This is a genomic window from Pelobacter propionicus DSM 2379, assembly GCF_000015045.1.
Taxonomy (GTDB): domain Bacteria; phylum Desulfobacterota; class Desulfuromonadia; order Geobacterales; family Pseudopelobacteraceae; genus Pseudopelobacter; species Pseudopelobacter propionicus.
This window is the reverse complement of record NC_008609.1, coordinates 1,875,571-1,890,597: the sequence shown is the minus strand read 5'-3', so window position 1 is coordinate 1,890,597 and position 15,027 is coordinate 1,875,571. Positions and strand designations below refer to the sequence as shown.

Here is a 15,027-nt window from a genome sequence, read left to right as displayed (position 1 = left end):
GGGAGCGGGTACAACCCCCCCTCAGTTGGTGGCTACTTGGTAAAACGCTTGTAGAGTTTCCAGCCGATACCACAAGCCAGGATTGTACCGGCAATGGGCATTGCGGCAGTTATTGCGGGGGTGAGTTCGGCTGTTACAGCGGTTCCCACGCCGGTAAAGTCCATAGTTGCGGCCTGAGAAGGAACGACGGAAGCGGCACCGGCGACGACGGCAGCGCCAGCAGCGAAGATGCCTTTTTTGCATTTAACTGCGGTTGCTACAATTTTCCTTGCGATCTGATTAAACATTGGTGGTCTCCTTTTTGACCTAGAATACAAGCCCACGGCTTGCTTTTTTCCCCGCTTTTCCTACATCACGAAATAAACCTTCTGAACAACAGATAAATCTTTGCTGTCCCCCAGGTAAAAAGCCAAACGGCCAACCCAGGAGCCATGCTTGAAACTACGTCAGCCATGTTCATGTCAGCCTCTCCAGGTGACGGCGAAAATCAGCGCCAGTACAGAACCGGCAATGATGGTTGCACCGGAATTGATGGCGTCAACAATCGCCTGAATCTGCAAAGGGTCAATGCTCATTACTGGCCGAAGCCCCGGAACTGAAAACTTACCCTGTCTTGAAAGACGGACATTTCAGCAACAACGGTTGCGACTTTGCCAACAGCAGGTGCAGCAAGATCGATCTGGTCAGGCATAAGGGAAATCTTGACGAGTTCGGGATATTTCTTACCCGGTTCGTACATGATCAAAGTGCTGTAGATTTTGTTGGGATTGTCTTTTGCCGGGCGGCGGTTAATTTCGAGAATGTTTCCTTTAAATGATACTTGTGCCATGTTTGGCCCCCTTCATTGGGTAGATTTGTTGTTTCTCTTGTAACACGTCATTTTTCCTCGAATTTGTGCCGAGACTTGTAAAAGCCCGTTTTCTTGAGCATTTTATTTTTTGATAAGCAATTTTTAACCATGTCATACGACGAATACGGAAAATGTTCCGATACTTTGGTTACAGTCAGGGACAGCGATTCGCGGGGAGTGTTGCCATTCTCGCAATAGGTCTTAAACGTGGAAAGCACAGCATTTTCATAACGTTCAACGGTTTGTTCTATTTCGCCGCGTCTCTTCTCGTTACGCAGCTGGATTCCTTTCGGATGCGTCCGCTGTTTCCAGTCAACGGAGCGGAACAGATCGGCAAAGCAGCAGAACATCATCACAAAACCCTTGACGGCGCAGCTGGGAAGAATGAATGTCACAGAGGTGGTTTCTTCATCAATCACTTTAACTTCGTGCGGTATCCTGCTGATTATGCTAGAGTTTGTCATTTTGACACCTTTTTAAAATGCATGGTATGGGGGCAATAATTCGGAGAGATTCGTTATTTCGATCATGTCGGTATGCTTGCGACTCATTCTGTCGCGACCTGTGGAAACAAGGTCATGCATAAAATCGGAGAAGGCAGCAACACCGAGATATTTTTTGAACATGGCGAAGGTTGCGCCGTACTGGCGTTTGACGTACTCCATGCTGTCGGTAACGTATTTGACCGCTTTCGCGGATGTGAGGCGGATTTTCTCAGTGGTGGTGAGCCATGCAGACCACCAGTCCTGAGTTGAACAATGAGACTTGTTGACGGATTCGGCATTAATGGGGCGGTAATAGGTATTCAGGCAGGAGACTACGAGCTCACCGAACTCAACACCTTTGCACAGGTGCATAACTACGGCAGCGGCGCGTTCAGCCATGCACTGAACCTCGGCACGAACCCAGGAGCCAAGATCGGGGGAAAGGCCACGCTCGGCCATCTTGTCGTAAAAGCGAATTTTGATTTTGCCCTGGGACGACCCGAGATAGATCGTTTTGCCTGTGGGCTTTTCCGTGTCAGTCAAAGCAATTTTCTCGTACATCATCGCCTCACGGAAACGGCTTTGAACCCGACGTTCACGAACCGACTTTTCGACGTTTTCAAGGGGCAGCGAACCATCCACGGTATCAACTGCCAAGTCAATGCGGGTGATATTGGCACCGGCAGCCTGTAACGAGTGCATGAGGCGATACCACGCAACAGTTCGATTTTTCGAGTTTTTGACTCGCCCTTCAAACTCACGGCACCCTTGACCGGACATAACGAAATGACATCCCATATTTTCGGCACCATCGAAAAAAACGGTAATATGACCGCAGCGCAAGGTTGAGCGGTAGCCCATGCCACCACCTGGGGAAGCCTGGAACGGAAGGAACGATAGGCCAAGACTGGCAATAGCGGCGTGGGGGTCAAACTCTTTGACAGTCCAGGCGAGCCAATCAATCAAAGCCCGATTCTCAGAAGGAACGAGGGATGTATTTTTAGCCCCCGTGTTACTAGACGGGGGCATCAGGCGGCACCCTCAAACAGATCGAGTTGCCGTGTATCAACAGACTTTTCTTTAACTCTCTTAATTTTTCCGTTTGGGAGTAGGTTGCTTTGGGCGTTACCCTGCGGGCCGCTCTGGAAGGCTTCGCCCTGAACCAGTCTCCGACTAGGACTACGTCTCACTTCGTCCTGGTCTACGCCTGTTTCATCCCTTCGGGTTCCGGACGCTAACGCAAAACCGGGAACGTCAAAAACAGAAGGAACGTGAACGCGATGACCGCAGGAGCGGCACATCACCCAATCAGAAAGGTCTTGAATGAAGGGAGCGAGAGAAAGAAAGGCTTTGCAGGACGGGCATTTATAGCGGACATTTCCAGACATAAAAAAGACACCTCCGGTTGAGATGTCTTTAAAATAATCGCCCATAAGATATATTATGTCAAGTTCAAGATAGTGTGGTTATGCGGAGCTGCCCTCTGTGCTGTGACATCGCTCTCACTCAGATGATTCGTCTGTCGATGACCCGGTCGGACTTGCCCTCGTGGCGCGGGATACTGTTGGGCTCCACCAGCTTGACGGTAACACCAACACCGAGCACGGAGTCGATGCGCTTCTCCACCGTCTCTAGAAAGGCGCGCTGCTGCTTCATCTCGTCGAAGAAGATGTTTTCCGTGACTTCGATGCGCACTTCCAGGGTATCCAGTGCTCCCTTACGATCCACCACCAGCTGGTAATGGGGTTCGCACCCCTCGATGGAGATCAGCACCTCTTCGATCTGGGACGGAAAGACGTTGACCCCCTTGATGATCAGCATGTCGTCCGAACGCCCCATGGTTTTCCTCATCCGCACCGTAGTGCGTCCGCAGTCGCAGGGAGCATAGTCCAGACAGGTGATGTCCCGCGTCCGGTAACGGATCATGGGAAACGCCTCCTTGCTGATGGTGGTCAGCACCAACTCGCCCACGCTTCCCGGCGGCAGCACCTCGCAGGTGTCGGGGTCGATAATTTCGGCGATGAAGGCGTCCTCGGAGATGTGCATGCCGCATTTATGCAGGCACTCTCCTCCAACGCCCGGCCCGATGATCTCCGAGAGCCCGTAGTTGTCCGTGGCACGGATCATCAGGCGCGACTCGATCTCTCTGCGCATGGACTCGGACCAGGGCTCGCCGCCAAAGAGCCCGACCTTGAGGGACAACGATTTTGGGTCGATCCCCTTCTTCTCCATGTGGTCGGCGATGGTGATGGCATAGCTGGGAGTACAGACCAGGACCGTGCTCTTGTAGTCCTGCATGATCATGATCTGCTTTTCCGTGTTGCCGCCCCCCATGGGGATCACGGCCGCTCCGATCGCCTCGGAACCGTAGTGCAGACCGAAGGCGCCGGTAAACAGGCCATAGCCGAAGGCGATCTGAACCACATCGTCGTGGGTCACACCGGCGGAAGTCATGAACCGCGCCACCAGGTTCGACCAGGTCTTCAGGTCGTTCTTGGTATATCCGACCACCGTCGGCTTGCCGGTGGTGCCGGATGATGAGTGAATGCGCACCACCTCCCTGAGCGGCACGGCGAACATGCCGTAGGGGTAGTTTACCCGTAGATCCTCCTTGGTGGTAAAGGGAAGCTTGGACAGGTCGGACAGGGAAGCCACATCCTCGGGAACGATCCCCAACTGGTTGAACTTGTTCCGGTAACAGGTGACGTTCTTGTAGACTCTGTTGAGCGTTGCCTGGAGTCGTTCCAGTTGAAGCTGTTCCAGTTCCTCCCGCGGCATGGATTCGTGCTGGGGGTCCCAAATACTTATCTGCATCACAACCTCGAAATTGTAGCTTTATTGGGCGCTTGTCACGGCATCCCTGACCATGCGGACGATGGTCTCCACGGCTTCGTCCGGAGAGAGCAGGAGCATCTCACCGCTTGCGCGAATCTTGACCTCAACCTTGCCTTCGGACAGTCCCTTGCTGCCCACCACGATACGCAGCGGAATGCCGATCAGGTCGTTGTCCTTGAACTTGACGCCGGGGCGCTCGTCCCGGTCATCGAAGAGCACCTCTATCCCCTGCTGCTCCAACCTGAAGTACATCTCCTCGGCGGCTGCCATGACACCCTTGTCCTTGGTGTTCAGAGCCACCACCGAACAATGGAACGGCGCCAGCGGCAGCGGGAAAATGATGCCGTTGTCATCGTGGTTCTGTTCGATGGCGGCGGCAACGGTACGGCCGATACCGATGCCGTAACAGCCCATGAAGATGACCTGCTCCTTGCCGTCGGCGTCCAGGTAGGTGGCTCCCAGGGCCTGGGAGTACTTGGTTCCCAGCTTGAAGACATGCCCCACCTCGATGCCACGCCACATCTCCAGTTTGCCCCCCTCGCAGCGCGGGCAGGGATCGCCGGCCTCCACGTTTCGCAGGTCGACGAAGCGGTCCGACGTAAAATCGCGCCCCAGGTTGGCATTTATGTAGTGCATGTCCTTTTCATTGGCGCCGATCACGGCATTGGCCATGCCTCGCAGCGCCAGGTCGGCAACGACCACGACCCCCTGCTTCAGCCCCATTGGCCCGAGGAAGCCGACCGGAGAGCCGGTGTAAGCCAGTATCTCCTCGTCGGTGGCCATCTGGATTTCGTCCCACCCAAGACAGTTCTTGAGCTTGATCTCGTTCAGTTCATGGTCACCGCGCAGGATGGCCATGACATGCTCGCCGGTGGTGGAGGAGTAGACCAGCGCCTTGATGGTCCTGTCCGTTGCCAGCCCCAGGAAGGCGGCCACATCGGCGATGCTCTTCATGTCCGGTGTGGCGGTTTTCGTTAGCTCCAGCTGTTCCTCAGTGCTGGCGCCGGCGGCGGGACGTGACTCCGCCTTTTCCACATTGGCGGCGTAACGGCAGGAATCGCAGGAGACGATGGCATCCTCGCCGGAGTCGGCCAGGACCATGAATTCATGGGATGAGGAACCGCCGATGGTGCCGGTATCAGCCTCCACCGCGCGGAAGTTCAGGCCGCAGCGCTCGAAGATGCGCATGTAGGCCTGGAACATCAGCTCATAGGAGCCGTCCGCTGCCGCGCTATCCACGTCAAAGGAGTAGGCGTCCTTCATGATGAATTCCCGGCCGCGCATCAGGCCGAAGCGAGGGCGGATTTCGTCGCGAAACTTGGTCTGGATCTGGTAGAAGTTGACCGGCATCTGGCGGTAGCTCTTAATCTCCCGCCGGACCATATCGGTAATAACCTCTTCATGGGTCGGCCCCATGCAGAACTCCCCATCCTTGCGGTCCCTGAAGCGCAGCAGTTCCTTGCCGTAGAAGGACCAGCGCCCCGATTCTTCCCACAGTTCTGCCGGCTGCACGGAGGGCATGAGCATCTCGATGGCCCCTGCCCTGTTCATCTCCTCGCGGACGATCGCCTCGAACTTACGGATGGAGCGCAGCCCCAGCGGCAGGTAGTTGTAGATCCCGGCCGCAAGTTTACGGATCATGCCGGCGCGCAGCATCAGTTGATGGGAAACAACCTCGGCGTCGGAGGGGGTCTCCTTGATAGTTGGGATGAAATAACGCGAATAAAACATCTGAACCCCTTGTATGGTTAAGTAGTACTGCTTACGGCGTTTTTCCGGGAAACAGGAGCAGAGACCCGGCCGCGCCGGAGCAGCGGTTGAACTGATCCTCGCGAAAACAGACCGATAAGGAGCTTTTCACAAAGCGACACATAGTAGCCAAGAAAGCCGGAAAAATCAAGGAAGACGACGGATAAAGCGTTAATGAAAAGACACCCGCTTACCCCCCAGCTTGTGCCGAAACGCACGCGCAACCACCGGTCCCACCCTCCCCTTCCCTACTCACTTGACGCCTCCAGCATTGCCGCTATTGGGTTGACGTTTGTGCCCTGAGCAGGGACGGCGGCATGGAGAGGCCAGCGTCTATTTTTTCAATGCCGCAAAAAAAACATGTAACCTCAGGGCGTGTTCCCGCGTCATTATACACAGAAAACACCATCGGGAGGTATGATATGAAACTGTTTTCACTCGCTTCATTGGCCCTGCTTGTCGCCGCCGCAACTCCCGCAGTTGCCGGCGTCAACGTAGACATCAACCTGGGGGCGCCAGTCGTGGTGCAGGCGGCACCTCCTCCCCCTCCGGTTCCGGTCTACGCAGAGCCGCCGGAGATCGTCGTAGCCGAGGCACCTCGCTTCATCTACACCCCGGCAATTGGGTTCCACGTCGCCATCGGCACCCCCTACGACCTTGTCTACACGGGGAAGGATTACCTGTACAACCATGGCGGGCGCTGGTATCGCGGGCGAACCTACTACGGCCCCTGGGTAGCCTGCAAAACACGTAATATTCCCTCCGTCCTGCGCAGACAGAGCATCGGCCAGATCCGCCACTACAGGGATCAGGAGTACAGACAGTATCGTCATGATCGGGCGCACAACACCGGCCGTTTCTTCAGACCGGAGTATCGCAGCTACAAGCGACATGGAGGAGATCACCGGGAAACCCACAGGAGAGATCAGCACGCAAGACACTAGCCCCTTTCCCAAGCTCCAGCATCCCCCCATAAAAGAAGATGCCGCAAAAAAACAGGGACGGGCGCCGAAACCGGTGCCCGTCCCTGGATAGGTCCGACCTGTCAGGAAGCAACTATCGACGCGTCCTGTTTGCCTTCTTACAGATTTTCCACCTCTTCCACCAGCGCATCGGCCAGCCGATCCTCGGGGACCTTGCGGATTATTTCACCATGACGGAAGAGGAGCCCCTCCCCCTTGCCGCCGGCAATGCCCACGTCCGCCTCCCGGGCCTCACCCGGACCGTTGACCACACATCCCATGACAGCCACGGTGATACGCTTGTCCACCCCCTGCAGCCGCCGCTCCACCTCCTCGGCAACCTTGACCAGGTTGATCTGACACCTGCCACAGGTGGGACAGGATACGAAATTCACCCCGCGCTGGCGCAATCCCAGGCTCTTCAAGATCTCGTACCCCACCCTGACCTCATCCAGCACGTCGCCGGTGAGGGAGACCCGCAGGGTATCGCCGATGCCGTCAGCCAGCAGAATACCCAGCCCCACCGATGACTTGACCGTTCCGGAGAATATGGTCCCCGCCTCGGTGATGCCGATGTGCAGGGGGTAGTCCACCTTGCGGGAGAGTAAACGGTAGGCGCTGACGGTCTTCATCACATCCGAGGCCTTGAGGGATATCTTGATCTCCCGGTAGCCGAGCTCCTCCAGGATTGACACATGCCCCAGGGCCGACTCCACCATGGCTTCGGCGGTTGGGTGACCATACTTGGCCAGCAGTTCCTTTTCCAGTGAGCCGGCATTGACGCCGATGCGGATGGGAACCTGGCGCTCCGCCGCCGCCTTGACCACCTCGGCCACCTTCCATTTCTCGCCGATGTTGCCCGGGTTGAGGCGCAGGGCGTCGATGCCCCCTTCCAGCACGGCCAGGGCCAGCTTGTAATCGAAATGGATGTCGGCAACCACAGGGATGGGACTCTCCCGCTTTATGCGTCCCAAGGCGACCGCCGCATCCATGTCCGGCACTGCGCAGCGGATGATTTCGCAGCCGGCAGTTGCCAGCCGCTGGATCTGGGCCAGGGTTGCGGCCACATCGCGGGTATCCGTGGAGCACATGGACTGCACCGAGCAGGGCGCATCCCCTCCGATGGCAACGGAACCGATTCGTATCTGTCTGGTTGTTTTTTTCATAGAATTGGCATACTGCCAATCGGGTGAGGAAATGTCAAGAAGCACAAGCCGGCGCAACCATGGCAAAACCAGCCGCACTCTTCCGTAATCTGCCGTCCCTCCGTCTCTTTTCGTCAAAAGCGTTGAAATCGGCGCCAACTCACCGCTGCTTGATGACCCGGGAACGGGCTCACTGGCTTTGTACCGCAACAACGGATAGCAGAAACTCCCCCACGAGCCCTGTACGCCTTCTCCTTTTCTATTGCCAACAGCTCGGCAACAGTGCTATTAAATTAAACATTTATCAGCCATGGGGATGAGACCAAAGACTATCCCTGGCGGCCGTTCCCGGAAAGATTCCATGAGGCCTAGCCATTGCGTATCGATACCGCTTCACGCCCGGTCAAGTTGCTGCTGGTGGTTGTCTGGGCGATCATGCTGCTGTACCTCTCCCTGACTCCGGCTCCCCCCCGAGTGGAGGGCCCTCTGGGGTGGGACAAGCTTCAGCACGCCGCTGCCCTGGGAGTGATGGCGTTTCTAGTCCTGCGCGCCAGCCGGTCGTTTTGCGCATCCCCGTTCCGATCGGCCTGCACCGGATTTGTCTTCGCCACCCTCTTCGGAGGCCTGATCGAAATCCTGCAGGGCTTTACCGCCAACCGACAGGCAGACCCGATCGATTTTGCGGCAGATGCCGTCGGAGCACTCATCGCCGTACTCCTCCCCCGCATCAGGCCATACATTCGGGGCAGCCGGTGACACAACCGCAGATATCCCCTGCGTACCCACTCTTCGCGTATCACGGTTGCCTGAATCCCTCCGGCTACGATTCCCCGTGGTCGTGCTGCCAGATCGTCACCGGCAGCCGCGCATTGGAAAACAGGTTCGCGGCCATCCCGCGACCTTCACATTACTGCGCCGGACTGGCGCTGGCGACAACATGGTGACTTTTATGAACAACATGCAGGCAAGGGCGGTTATTTTCGATTTTGACGGCGTTATCGTGGATACGGAACCGCTGCACTACCGGGCTTTTCAGCAGATCCTCGATCCGCGCGGTCTGGGCTTCAGCTGGCAGGAGTACGTGGAGACCTACATGGGCTTCGATGATCGCGACGCATTCATGGAGGCGTTCAGCTCCCGAGGCGTCTCTCTGGAGGGCGGGGAACTGCAGCGGCTCATCGCCAGGAAAGCCGACATATTCCAGGATGTCATCAAGGAAGGAATCAACGCCTACCCGGGCGTAGTCGAACTGATCAGGGACCTGCACACCGCGAAGGCCCCCCTGGCCATATGCAGCGGCGCCCTCAGGTCAGATATCATGCCCATCCTGGAGCTGCTCGGCATCAGCGACTGTTTCGATGTAATCGTGACCGCTGAGGATGTTGCCAGGAGCAAGCCGGACCCGGAGTGCTATCGGGTCTCCTTCGACAGGCTGAGGGAGTGCCGGTCTGAGTCGGAGTTCTGCACGACCGACACCATTGCCATCGAGGATACGCCGGCAGGCATCAGCGCCGCCTCGTCGGCGGGCCTGCGGGTGATCGCGGTGACCAACAGCTATGCTGCCGGGCAATTGACCGCGGCGGACCGTATCGTGGAGTCGCTGGAACAGTTGCGGGGAGTCCACACGCCGTAAGAAGCAGCTCCCCTCTCATCTCCCGATACAGAAAGAGCCCTGAGGCCTTAAGCCCAGGGCTCTTTCTATGTGAAACATGGGTCTCTATCCGACGGTCGGCAAGCGTATCGGCCGCAGGCCAAGCACCCGCCCTACCCTTTGGCGTAGAGGGGAAATTTTTTCATCAACTGGTTGACCTGCAGCTTGATGGCTGCAAGCGTTTCATCGCTGCCGATGTTGGCAACGGCGTCGGCGATGAAACCGGCCACCAGCACCATCTCGGCCTCTTTCAGGCCATGGGTTGTGGCCGCCGGCGTGCCGATGCGGATGCCGGAGGTAACAAAGGGTGAACGGGTCTCGAAGGGAACCGTATTCTTGTTTGCCGTAATGCCCGCCTTGTCAAGCGCCTCCTCGGCGGCCTTGCCGGTGATCTCCGTACCGGAGAAGTCCAGCAGCATCAGGTGATTGTCGGTTCCGCCGCTGGTCAGCTTGAAGCCGCGCTTCACCAGTTCCTCGGCCAGGGTCCTGGCGTTGTTCACCACCTGCTGCTGGTACTGCTTGAATTCCGGCTGCAGGGCTTCCTTGAAGGCAACCGCCTTGGCGGCAATGACGTGCATCAGCGGCCCACCCTGGATACCGGGGAAGATCTGGGAGTTGATGCTCTTGGCGAAGCGCTCCTGACAGAGGATCATGCCGCCCCGCGGACCGCGCAAGGTCTTGTGGGTGGTGGTGGTTACGAATTCTGCGTGGGGAATCGGGCTGGGGTGCAGGCCGGCTGCCACCAGTCCGGCAATATGGGCCATGTCGACCATGACCAGGGCGCCCACCTTGTCGGCAATGGCACGGAAGGCGGCGAAGTCGATGGTGCGCGGGTAGGCGCTGGCACCGACCACGATCATTTTTGGCTTATGCTCCAGGGCCAGGCGCTCCACCTCGGCGTAATCGATGGTCTGGGTTTCCGGAGAGACGCCATAGGGCACGACGTTGAAGAAACGACCGGAGAAATTCACCGGGCTGCCGTGGGTCAGGTGACCTCCATGGGAGAGATTCATCCCCAGGATGGTGTCACCCGGCTTGAGGGCGGAAAAGTAAACTGCCATGTTTGCCTGGGAGCCGGAATGCGGCTGCACGTTGGCATGCTCGGCGTCGAAGAGCTGTTTGGCGCGTTCAATAGCAAGCGCCTCTACAATATCGACGTTGTGGCATCCGCCGTAGTAGCGTTTGCCGGGATACCCCTCGGCGTACTTGTTGGTCAGCACCGAACCCTGGGCTTCCAGGACCGCCGTCGACACAAAGTTCTCCGAGGCGATCAGCTCCAGGTTGTACTCCTGGCGGTCGGCTTCCAGCCTGATGGCGTCGGCAACTTCAGGGTCTAGTGTGGAAAGGATGGACATGGTATCTCCTTGTAAATGTGATTCTCCGCAGTTTTTTCCGGAAACACGAAGCGGGACTCTATTAAAGTCCCGCTCGATACAATCTATGATAACAACCTTATTTACAGTACTTTTTCTCTATTTCAGCGATCTGGTCAAGCCTGCCCTGATGGCGCCCCCCCTCGAAGGTTGCGTCCAGCCAGACACCGACGATGTCACAGGCCTCCTGCTCGTCCAGCACGCGACCTCCCAGCACCAGTATATTGGCGTTGTTGTGCTCCTTGGCCATGCGGCCCATGAAGACATCCGTGGCCAGTGCGGCCCGTATTCCGGGAACCTTGTTAGCGGCAATGGACATGCCGATTCCTGTGCCGCAGACGAGAATCCCGCGGTCGGCAGAGCCGGAAGCCACCATCTCGGCCACCTTGAGGCCGAAGCGGGGATAATCCACGGAATCACCGTTATCGGTGCCGATGTCGCTGACTTTGATAGCGCGATCGGCCAGGTAGCGCGTCAGCGCCTGCTTGAGGTCAAGCCCGCCGTGATCGCTGCCAATTACAATCATGAGAGATCCCCCGACTAGATCTTCTTGAACAGAAGCGTTGCGTTGGTACCGCCGAAACCGAGTGAATTGCTCATGGCATATTCAATACTAGCGTTGCGGGCGGTGTTGGGGACATAGTCCAGATCCAACTCAGGATCAGGCGTCTCGTAGTTAATGGTCGGCGGGACGACTCCCTTGTCCATGGCCATGCAGCAAATCGCGGCCTCGATCCCGCCAGCGGCGCCCAGCAGGTGGCCAGTCATGGACTTGGTGGAAGAGACCATCAGTTTCGAGGCGTGACCACCGAAGACCGACTTGATGGCAAGGGTCTCGTTCAGGTCGTTGAACGGCGTGGAAGTGCCATGGGCATTGATATAGGTCACCTGGTCAGGGCTGACGCCGGCGTTGTTCAGGGCCATCTTCATGCAGCGCGCGGCCCCCTCGCCGCCGGCAGCAGGCGCGGTCATGTGATAGGCGTCACCGCTCAGGCCGTAGCCGACAACCTCGGCGTAGATCCTGGCGCCGCGTTTCTTGGCGGATTCGTATTCCTCCATGACCACGATGCCAGCACCCTCGGCCATGATGAAACCGTCACGATCCTTGTCAAAGGGGCGCGAGGCCTTCTCCGGGGCATCGTTTCGGGTGGAGAGCGCCTTCATGGCGGCAAAACCGCCCACGGCCAGGGGGGTGATCGTTGATTCCGTGCCGCCTGCTATCATGGCGTCGGCATCGCCGCGCTTGATGATGTGAAAGGCGTCGCCAATGGAATGAGTGCCGGTGGCACAGGCGGAGACGGAGGATATATTGGGACCCTTGGCACCGTATTTGATGGAGATCATGCCGGGGGCAAGGTTGATCAGCAGCATGGGGATAAAGAAAGGAGAGATTTTCTTGACGCCCCCCTCCATCATGGCGATGTGGTATTTCTCGATGGTGGGCAGACCGCCCAGGCCGGAACCGACCAGGACACCCACGCGCTCGGCATTCTCCTCGTTCACGACAAGGCCGGAATCGGTCATGGCAAACTGGGCGGCAGCCATGGCGTACTGGATGAACAGATCCATCTTCTTGGCTTCTTTCTTGTCAAAGAAGTCCTCGGCATTGAAACCCTTAACTTCGCCTGCGATCTTTACCGGAATATCAGATGCATCGAAGCGGGTTATCGGACCGATACCACAAGTGCCGCTGGTCAGCGCATCCCAGTTGGCGCTGTTGCCGGTGCCAAGGGAGGAAACCGTTCCAACTCCCGTAATGACGACTCTTCTCATAATGTATGACTCCCAGATTATACTGTTGTGGTACATCGATATGAAAAAGAAAGGCAAAAACGAGAAAGAGGGGAGCTAGTCCCCTCTCCCTCTCCAAGGTACGCTGATTTTCTAGGCGTGCTCGGTGATATACTCAATGGCGTCGTTAACCGACTGGATCTTCTCGGCGTCTTCGTCCGGGATCTCGATATCAAATTCTTCTTCAAGAGCCATGACCAGTTCGACAGTGTCGAGGGAGTCGGCACCCAGATCATCCATGAAGGAAGCCTCAGGCACAACAAGGGACTCTTCCACGCCCAGCTGCTCAGCCACAATCTCTTTTACTCGTTTCGCAATGTCAGACATCTTTCACCTCCGTGTGATGTAACCCTGTACAGGTTCTTTTTTTGTGTGCTTGCTAAATGCAGAGCCTTCTTAACAATGAATTTTGCAAAAGTCAAAACATAAATGCATGCCTTACATGTACATGCCGCCATTGACCGCCAGCACCTGTCCGGTTATGTAGGCGGAATTGTCGGAAGCAAGAAACAGCACGGCATTGGCAATATCGTCGGCGCTTCCCAGGCGCTCCAGCGGTATCTGGGCGGCCAGTTCATTACGCACCTTTTCGGGCAGGGCGTCGGTCATGGCGGTGGCGATGAACCCGGGAGCAACGGCGTTGACGGTGATTGAACGACGGGCCAGTTCGCGGGCATTGGACTTGGTCAGCCCGATCAGGCCGGCCTTGCTGGCGCAGTAGTTGGCCTGCCCGGCATTGCCCATCTGGCCTACGATGGAGGCGATGTTGATGATCCTGCCCGAGCGTTGTTTGGTCATCACCTTGCACACCGCACGGGTGCATACGAAAGCGCCCTTCAGGTTGATGGAGAGTACGGCGTCCCACTCTTCGTCCTTCATGCGCATGAGCATGCCGTCGCGGGTGATTCCGGCGTTGTTGATCAGGATGTCGACACGGCCGAACTTCGCCACGGCGGCATCGATGAGGCGCTCGGCATCCTGGCTGGACGTGACGTTGCACTGGACGGCAAGACCTTCGGTACCCTGGGCGGCCAGTTCATCCACCAACTCCTGGCACCCTTCCAGACTAACATCCGCGGCAACAATCTTGGCCCCGCCGGCCGCAAGAGCAAGCGCTATGCTGCGTCCGATACCGCGCGACGCCCCGGTTACAACGGCAACCCTGTCTTTAACCATAACCTTCCTCCTTCAGAAATCATGTTTGTTGGTTTATAGAGCCTTAAGGGTGGCAATATTCTCCACATTGTCAACCAGGCTCTCCTTGGCGATCCGCTTAACAAGGCCGGACAGGACCTTGCCGGGACCGATCTCAACGAATCGTTCCACGCCCAGAGACGCCATTTTCCTGACCGACTGTTCCCAGAGCACCGGCGCGCAGACCTGGGTTATGAGCAGCGGCTTGATTCTGGTGCGGTTGGTATTGGGTTCCGCATCAGCATTGGCAACATAGGGCACCTTGACATGGGCGAACTTTACCCGTTCAAGCACCTCGGCAAGCCTTTCAGCCGCCGGTTGCATCAGCGCACAGTGGAATGGTGCGCTAACCGGAAGCATGAGCGCCTTCTTGAACCCCCGCTCCTTGGCTATGGTGATAGCACGGTGGACAGCACCGGAATGGCCGGCGATAACGACCTGTCCGGGCGAGTTGAAGTTGGCGGGAGCGACGATCTCCCCCTGGGCAGCCTCCTGGCAGATCTCGTCCAGCACTTCGGCACTGACGCTCAAGATTGCCGCCATGGCACCGGTTCCCACGGGAACCGCGTCCTGCATGAAGAAGCCGCGTGAGCGCACCGTGCGCACCGCATCGGCCAGGGACAGGGTTCCGGTGCAGACCAAGGCAGAAAACTCGCCCAGAGAGTGGCCGGCAACGTAATCGGGTTTAAGGCCGGTTTCCTGCAGAAGAGCCTTCAGGATGGCGATGCTGGTGGTCAGGATAGCGGGCTGGGTGTTGGCGGTCAGCTTCAGTTCATCTTCTCCCCCCTCGAAGCAGAGGGTGGAAAGCTTCAGTCCGAGGGCTTCATCGGCCTCTTCAAAGACCTCACGGGAAACCCGGTAGGTATCGAACAGTTCCTTGCCCATACCCGGGTATTGCGAGCCTTGACCAGGAAAAACAAAAGCCGTCTTTCTCATGTGATTACCTCATCAATCATGTGGATTCTTCACTATAGCGCAATTGAAGTCAATTG

Annotated in this window: 16 protein-coding genes; 3 read left to right on the top strand and 13 right to left on the bottom strand. The window is 57.3% G+C overall.

Annotated elements, in window-relative coordinates; genetic code table 11:
• Positions 1–32: 32 nt before the first annotated feature.
• From PPRO_RS08760 to PPRO_RS08735, 6 genes are all read right to left on the bottom strand, one after another.
• On the bottom strand, positions 33–287 hold the full coding sequence (locus PPRO_RS08760; protein ID WP_041532224.1) for a hypothetical protein: 255 nt from the start codon (positions 285–287) through the stop codon (positions 33–35).
• A 287-nt stretch (positions 288–574) separates the two neighbouring features.
• A complete protein-coding gene (locus PPRO_RS08755) occupies positions 575–829 on the bottom strand; it encodes a hypothetical protein (protein ID WP_011735646.1) in 255 nt (84 codons plus the stop codon).
• Positions 830–876: 47 nt separating this feature from the next.
• Positions 877–1,314 carry a hypothetical protein gene (locus PPRO_RS08750; RefSeq protein WP_041532223.1) on the bottom strand — a complete coding sequence of 146 codons (438 nt, stop codon included), beginning with the start codon at positions 1,312–1,314 and terminating at the stop codon, positions 877–879.
• A gap of 12 nt (positions 1,315–1,326) precedes the next feature.
• Positions 1,327–2,364 (bottom strand): replication initiation factor domain-containing protein, encoded by a 1,038-nt coding sequence (locus PPRO_RS08745; RefSeq protein ID WP_011735645.1) that lies wholly within the window; start codon positions 2,362–2,364, stop codon positions 1,327–1,329.
• Positions 2,365–2,841: 477 nt separating this feature from the next.
• A complete protein-coding gene (locus PPRO_RS08740; RefSeq protein WP_041532681.1) occupies positions 2,842–4,143 on the bottom strand; it encodes a phenylacetate--CoA ligase family protein in 1,302 nt (433 codons plus the stop codon).
• 27 nt (positions 4,144–4,170) lie between these two features.
• Positions 4,171–5,901: a proline--tRNA ligase gene (locus PPRO_RS08735; protein ID WP_011735642.1), complete on the bottom strand. Its 1,731-nt coding sequence runs from the start codon at positions 5,899–5,901 to the stop codon at positions 4,171–4,173.
• A gap of 440 nt (positions 5,902–6,341) precedes the next feature.
• Between PPRO_RS08735 and PPRO_RS08730 the strand changes: the two genes are divergently transcribed.
• On the top strand, positions 6,342–6,863 hold the full coding sequence (locus PPRO_RS08730; RefSeq protein WP_011735641.1) for a hypothetical protein: 522 nt from the start codon (positions 6,342–6,344) through the stop codon (positions 6,861–6,863).
• Positions 6,864–7,000: 137 nt separating this feature from the next.
• Here the strand turns inward: PPRO_RS08730 and ispG are convergent, their stop codons facing one another.
• A complete protein-coding gene (gene ispG / locus PPRO_RS08725) occupies positions 7,001–8,047 on the bottom strand; it encodes a flavodoxin-dependent (E)-4-hydroxy-3-methylbut-2-enyl-diphosphate synthase (RefSeq protein ID WP_011735640.1) in 1,047 nt (348 codons plus the stop codon).
• A 354-nt stretch (positions 8,048–8,401) separates the two neighbouring features.
• On the opposite strand from ispG, the gene PPRO_RS19460 reads away from it, so the two are divergent.
• Together PPRO_RS19460 and PPRO_RS08715 are read left to right on the top strand one after the other, a co-directional pair.
• A complete protein-coding gene (locus PPRO_RS19460; RefSeq protein WP_011735639.1) occupies positions 8,402–8,782 on the top strand; it encodes a VanZ family protein in 381 nt (126 codons plus the stop codon).
• A gap of 193 nt (positions 8,783–8,975) precedes the next feature.
• A complete protein-coding gene (locus tag PPRO_RS08715) occupies positions 8,976–9,659 on the top strand; it encodes an HAD family hydrolase (protein WP_011735638.1) in 684 nt (227 codons plus the stop codon).
• A gap of 131 nt (positions 9,660–9,790) precedes the next feature.
• On the opposite strand, the gene glyA is transcribed toward PPRO_RS08715, so the two are convergent.
• The 6 genes from glyA to fabD all read right to left on the bottom strand — a co-directional run bounded on the left by glyA (position 9,791) and on the right by fabD (position 14,971).
• Positions 9,791–11,032 (bottom strand): serine hydroxymethyltransferase, encoded by a 1,242-nt coding sequence (gene glyA / locus PPRO_RS08710; RefSeq protein ID WP_011735637.1) that lies wholly within the window; start codon positions 11,030–11,032, stop codon positions 9,791–9,793.
• Positions 11,033–11,129: 97 nt separating this feature from the next.
• Positions 11,130–11,576 carry a ribose 5-phosphate isomerase B gene (rpiB, locus tag PPRO_RS08705; RefSeq protein WP_011735636.1) on the bottom strand — a complete coding sequence of 149 codons (447 nt, stop codon included), beginning with the start codon at positions 11,574–11,576 and terminating at the stop codon, positions 11,130–11,132.
• Between the two features lie 14 nt (positions 11,577–11,590).
• Positions 11,591–12,823: a beta-ketoacyl-ACP synthase II gene (fabF, locus tag PPRO_RS08700; RefSeq protein ID WP_011735635.1), complete on the bottom strand. Its 1,233-nt coding sequence runs from the start codon at positions 12,821–12,823 to the stop codon at positions 11,591–11,593.
• Positions 12,824–12,934: 111 nt separating this feature from the next.
• Positions 12,935–13,168, bottom strand: coding sequence for an acyl carrier protein (gene acpP / locus PPRO_RS08695; RefSeq protein WP_011735634.1), 234 nt, complete (start codon positions 13,166–13,168; stop codon positions 12,935–12,937).
• Between the two features lie 111 nt (positions 13,169–13,279).
• Positions 13,280–14,017 (bottom strand): 3-oxoacyl-[acyl-carrier-protein] reductase, encoded by a 738-nt coding sequence (fabG, locus tag PPRO_RS08690; protein WP_011735633.1) that lies wholly within the window; start codon positions 14,015–14,017, stop codon positions 13,280–13,282.
• A 33-nt stretch (positions 14,018–14,050) separates the two neighbouring features.
• Positions 14,051–14,971: an ACP S-malonyltransferase gene (gene fabD, locus PPRO_RS08685; protein WP_011735632.1), complete on the bottom strand. Its 921-nt coding sequence runs from the start codon at positions 14,969–14,971 to the stop codon at positions 14,051–14,053.
• Positions 14,972–15,027 lie beyond the last annotated feature (56 nt).

What these genes read in the sequence shown, in the direction of transcription:
- PPRO_RS08760 (WP_041532224.1), bottom strand. Translation starts at nt 287, where the DNA reads ATGTTTAATCAGATCGCAAGGAAAATTGTAGCAACCGCAGTTAAATGC.
- PPRO_RS08755 (WP_011735646.1), bottom strand. Translation starts at nt 829, where the DNA reads ATGGCACAAGTATCATTTAAAGGAAACATTCTCGAAATTAACCGCCGC.
- PPRO_RS08750 (WP_041532223.1), bottom strand. Translation starts at nt 1,314, where the DNA reads ATGACAAACTCTAGCATAATCAGCAGGATACCGCACGAAGTTAAAGTG.
- PPRO_RS08745 (WP_011735645.1), bottom strand. Translation starts at nt 2,364, where the DNA reads ATGCCCCCGTCTAGTAACACGGGGGCTAAAAATACATCCCTCGTTCCT.
- PPRO_RS08735 (WP_011735642.1), bottom strand. Translation starts at nt 5,901, where the DNA reads ATGTTTTATTCGCGTTATTTCATCCCAACTATCAAGGAGACCCCCTCC.
- PPRO_RS08730 (WP_011735641.1), top strand. Translation starts at nt 6,342, where the DNA reads ATGAAACTGTTTTCACTCGCTTCATTGGCCCTGCTTGTCGCCGCCGCA.
- ispG (WP_011735640.1), bottom strand. Translation starts at nt 8,047, where the DNA reads ATGAAAAAAACAACCAGACAGATACGAATCGGTTCCGTTGCCATCGGA.
- PPRO_RS08715 (WP_011735638.1), top strand. Translation starts at nt 8,976, where the DNA reads ATGAACAACATGCAGGCAAGGGCGGTTATTTTCGATTTTGACGGCGTT.
- glyA (WP_011735637.1), bottom strand. Translation starts at nt 11,032, where the DNA reads ATGTCCATCCTTTCCACACTAGACCCTGAAGTTGCCGACGCCATCAGG.
- rpiB (WP_011735636.1), bottom strand. Translation starts at nt 11,576, where the DNA reads ATGATTGTAATTGGCAGCGATCACGGCGGGCTTGACCTCAAGCAGGCG.
- fabF (WP_011735635.1), bottom strand. Translation starts at nt 12,823, where the DNA reads ATGAGAAGAGTCGTCATTACGGGAGTTGGAACGGTTTCCTCCCTTGGC.
- acpP (WP_011735634.1), bottom strand. Translation starts at nt 13,168, where the DNA reads ATGTCTGACATTGCGAAACGAGTAAAAGAGATTGTGGCTGAGCAGCTG.
- fabG (WP_011735633.1), bottom strand. Translation starts at nt 14,017, where the DNA reads ATGGTTAAAGACAGGGTTGCCGTTGTAACCGGGGCGTCGCGCGGTATC.
- fabD (WP_011735632.1), bottom strand. Translation starts at nt 14,971, where the DNA reads ATGAGAAAGACGGCTTTTGTTTTTCCTGGTCAAGGCTCGCAATACCCG.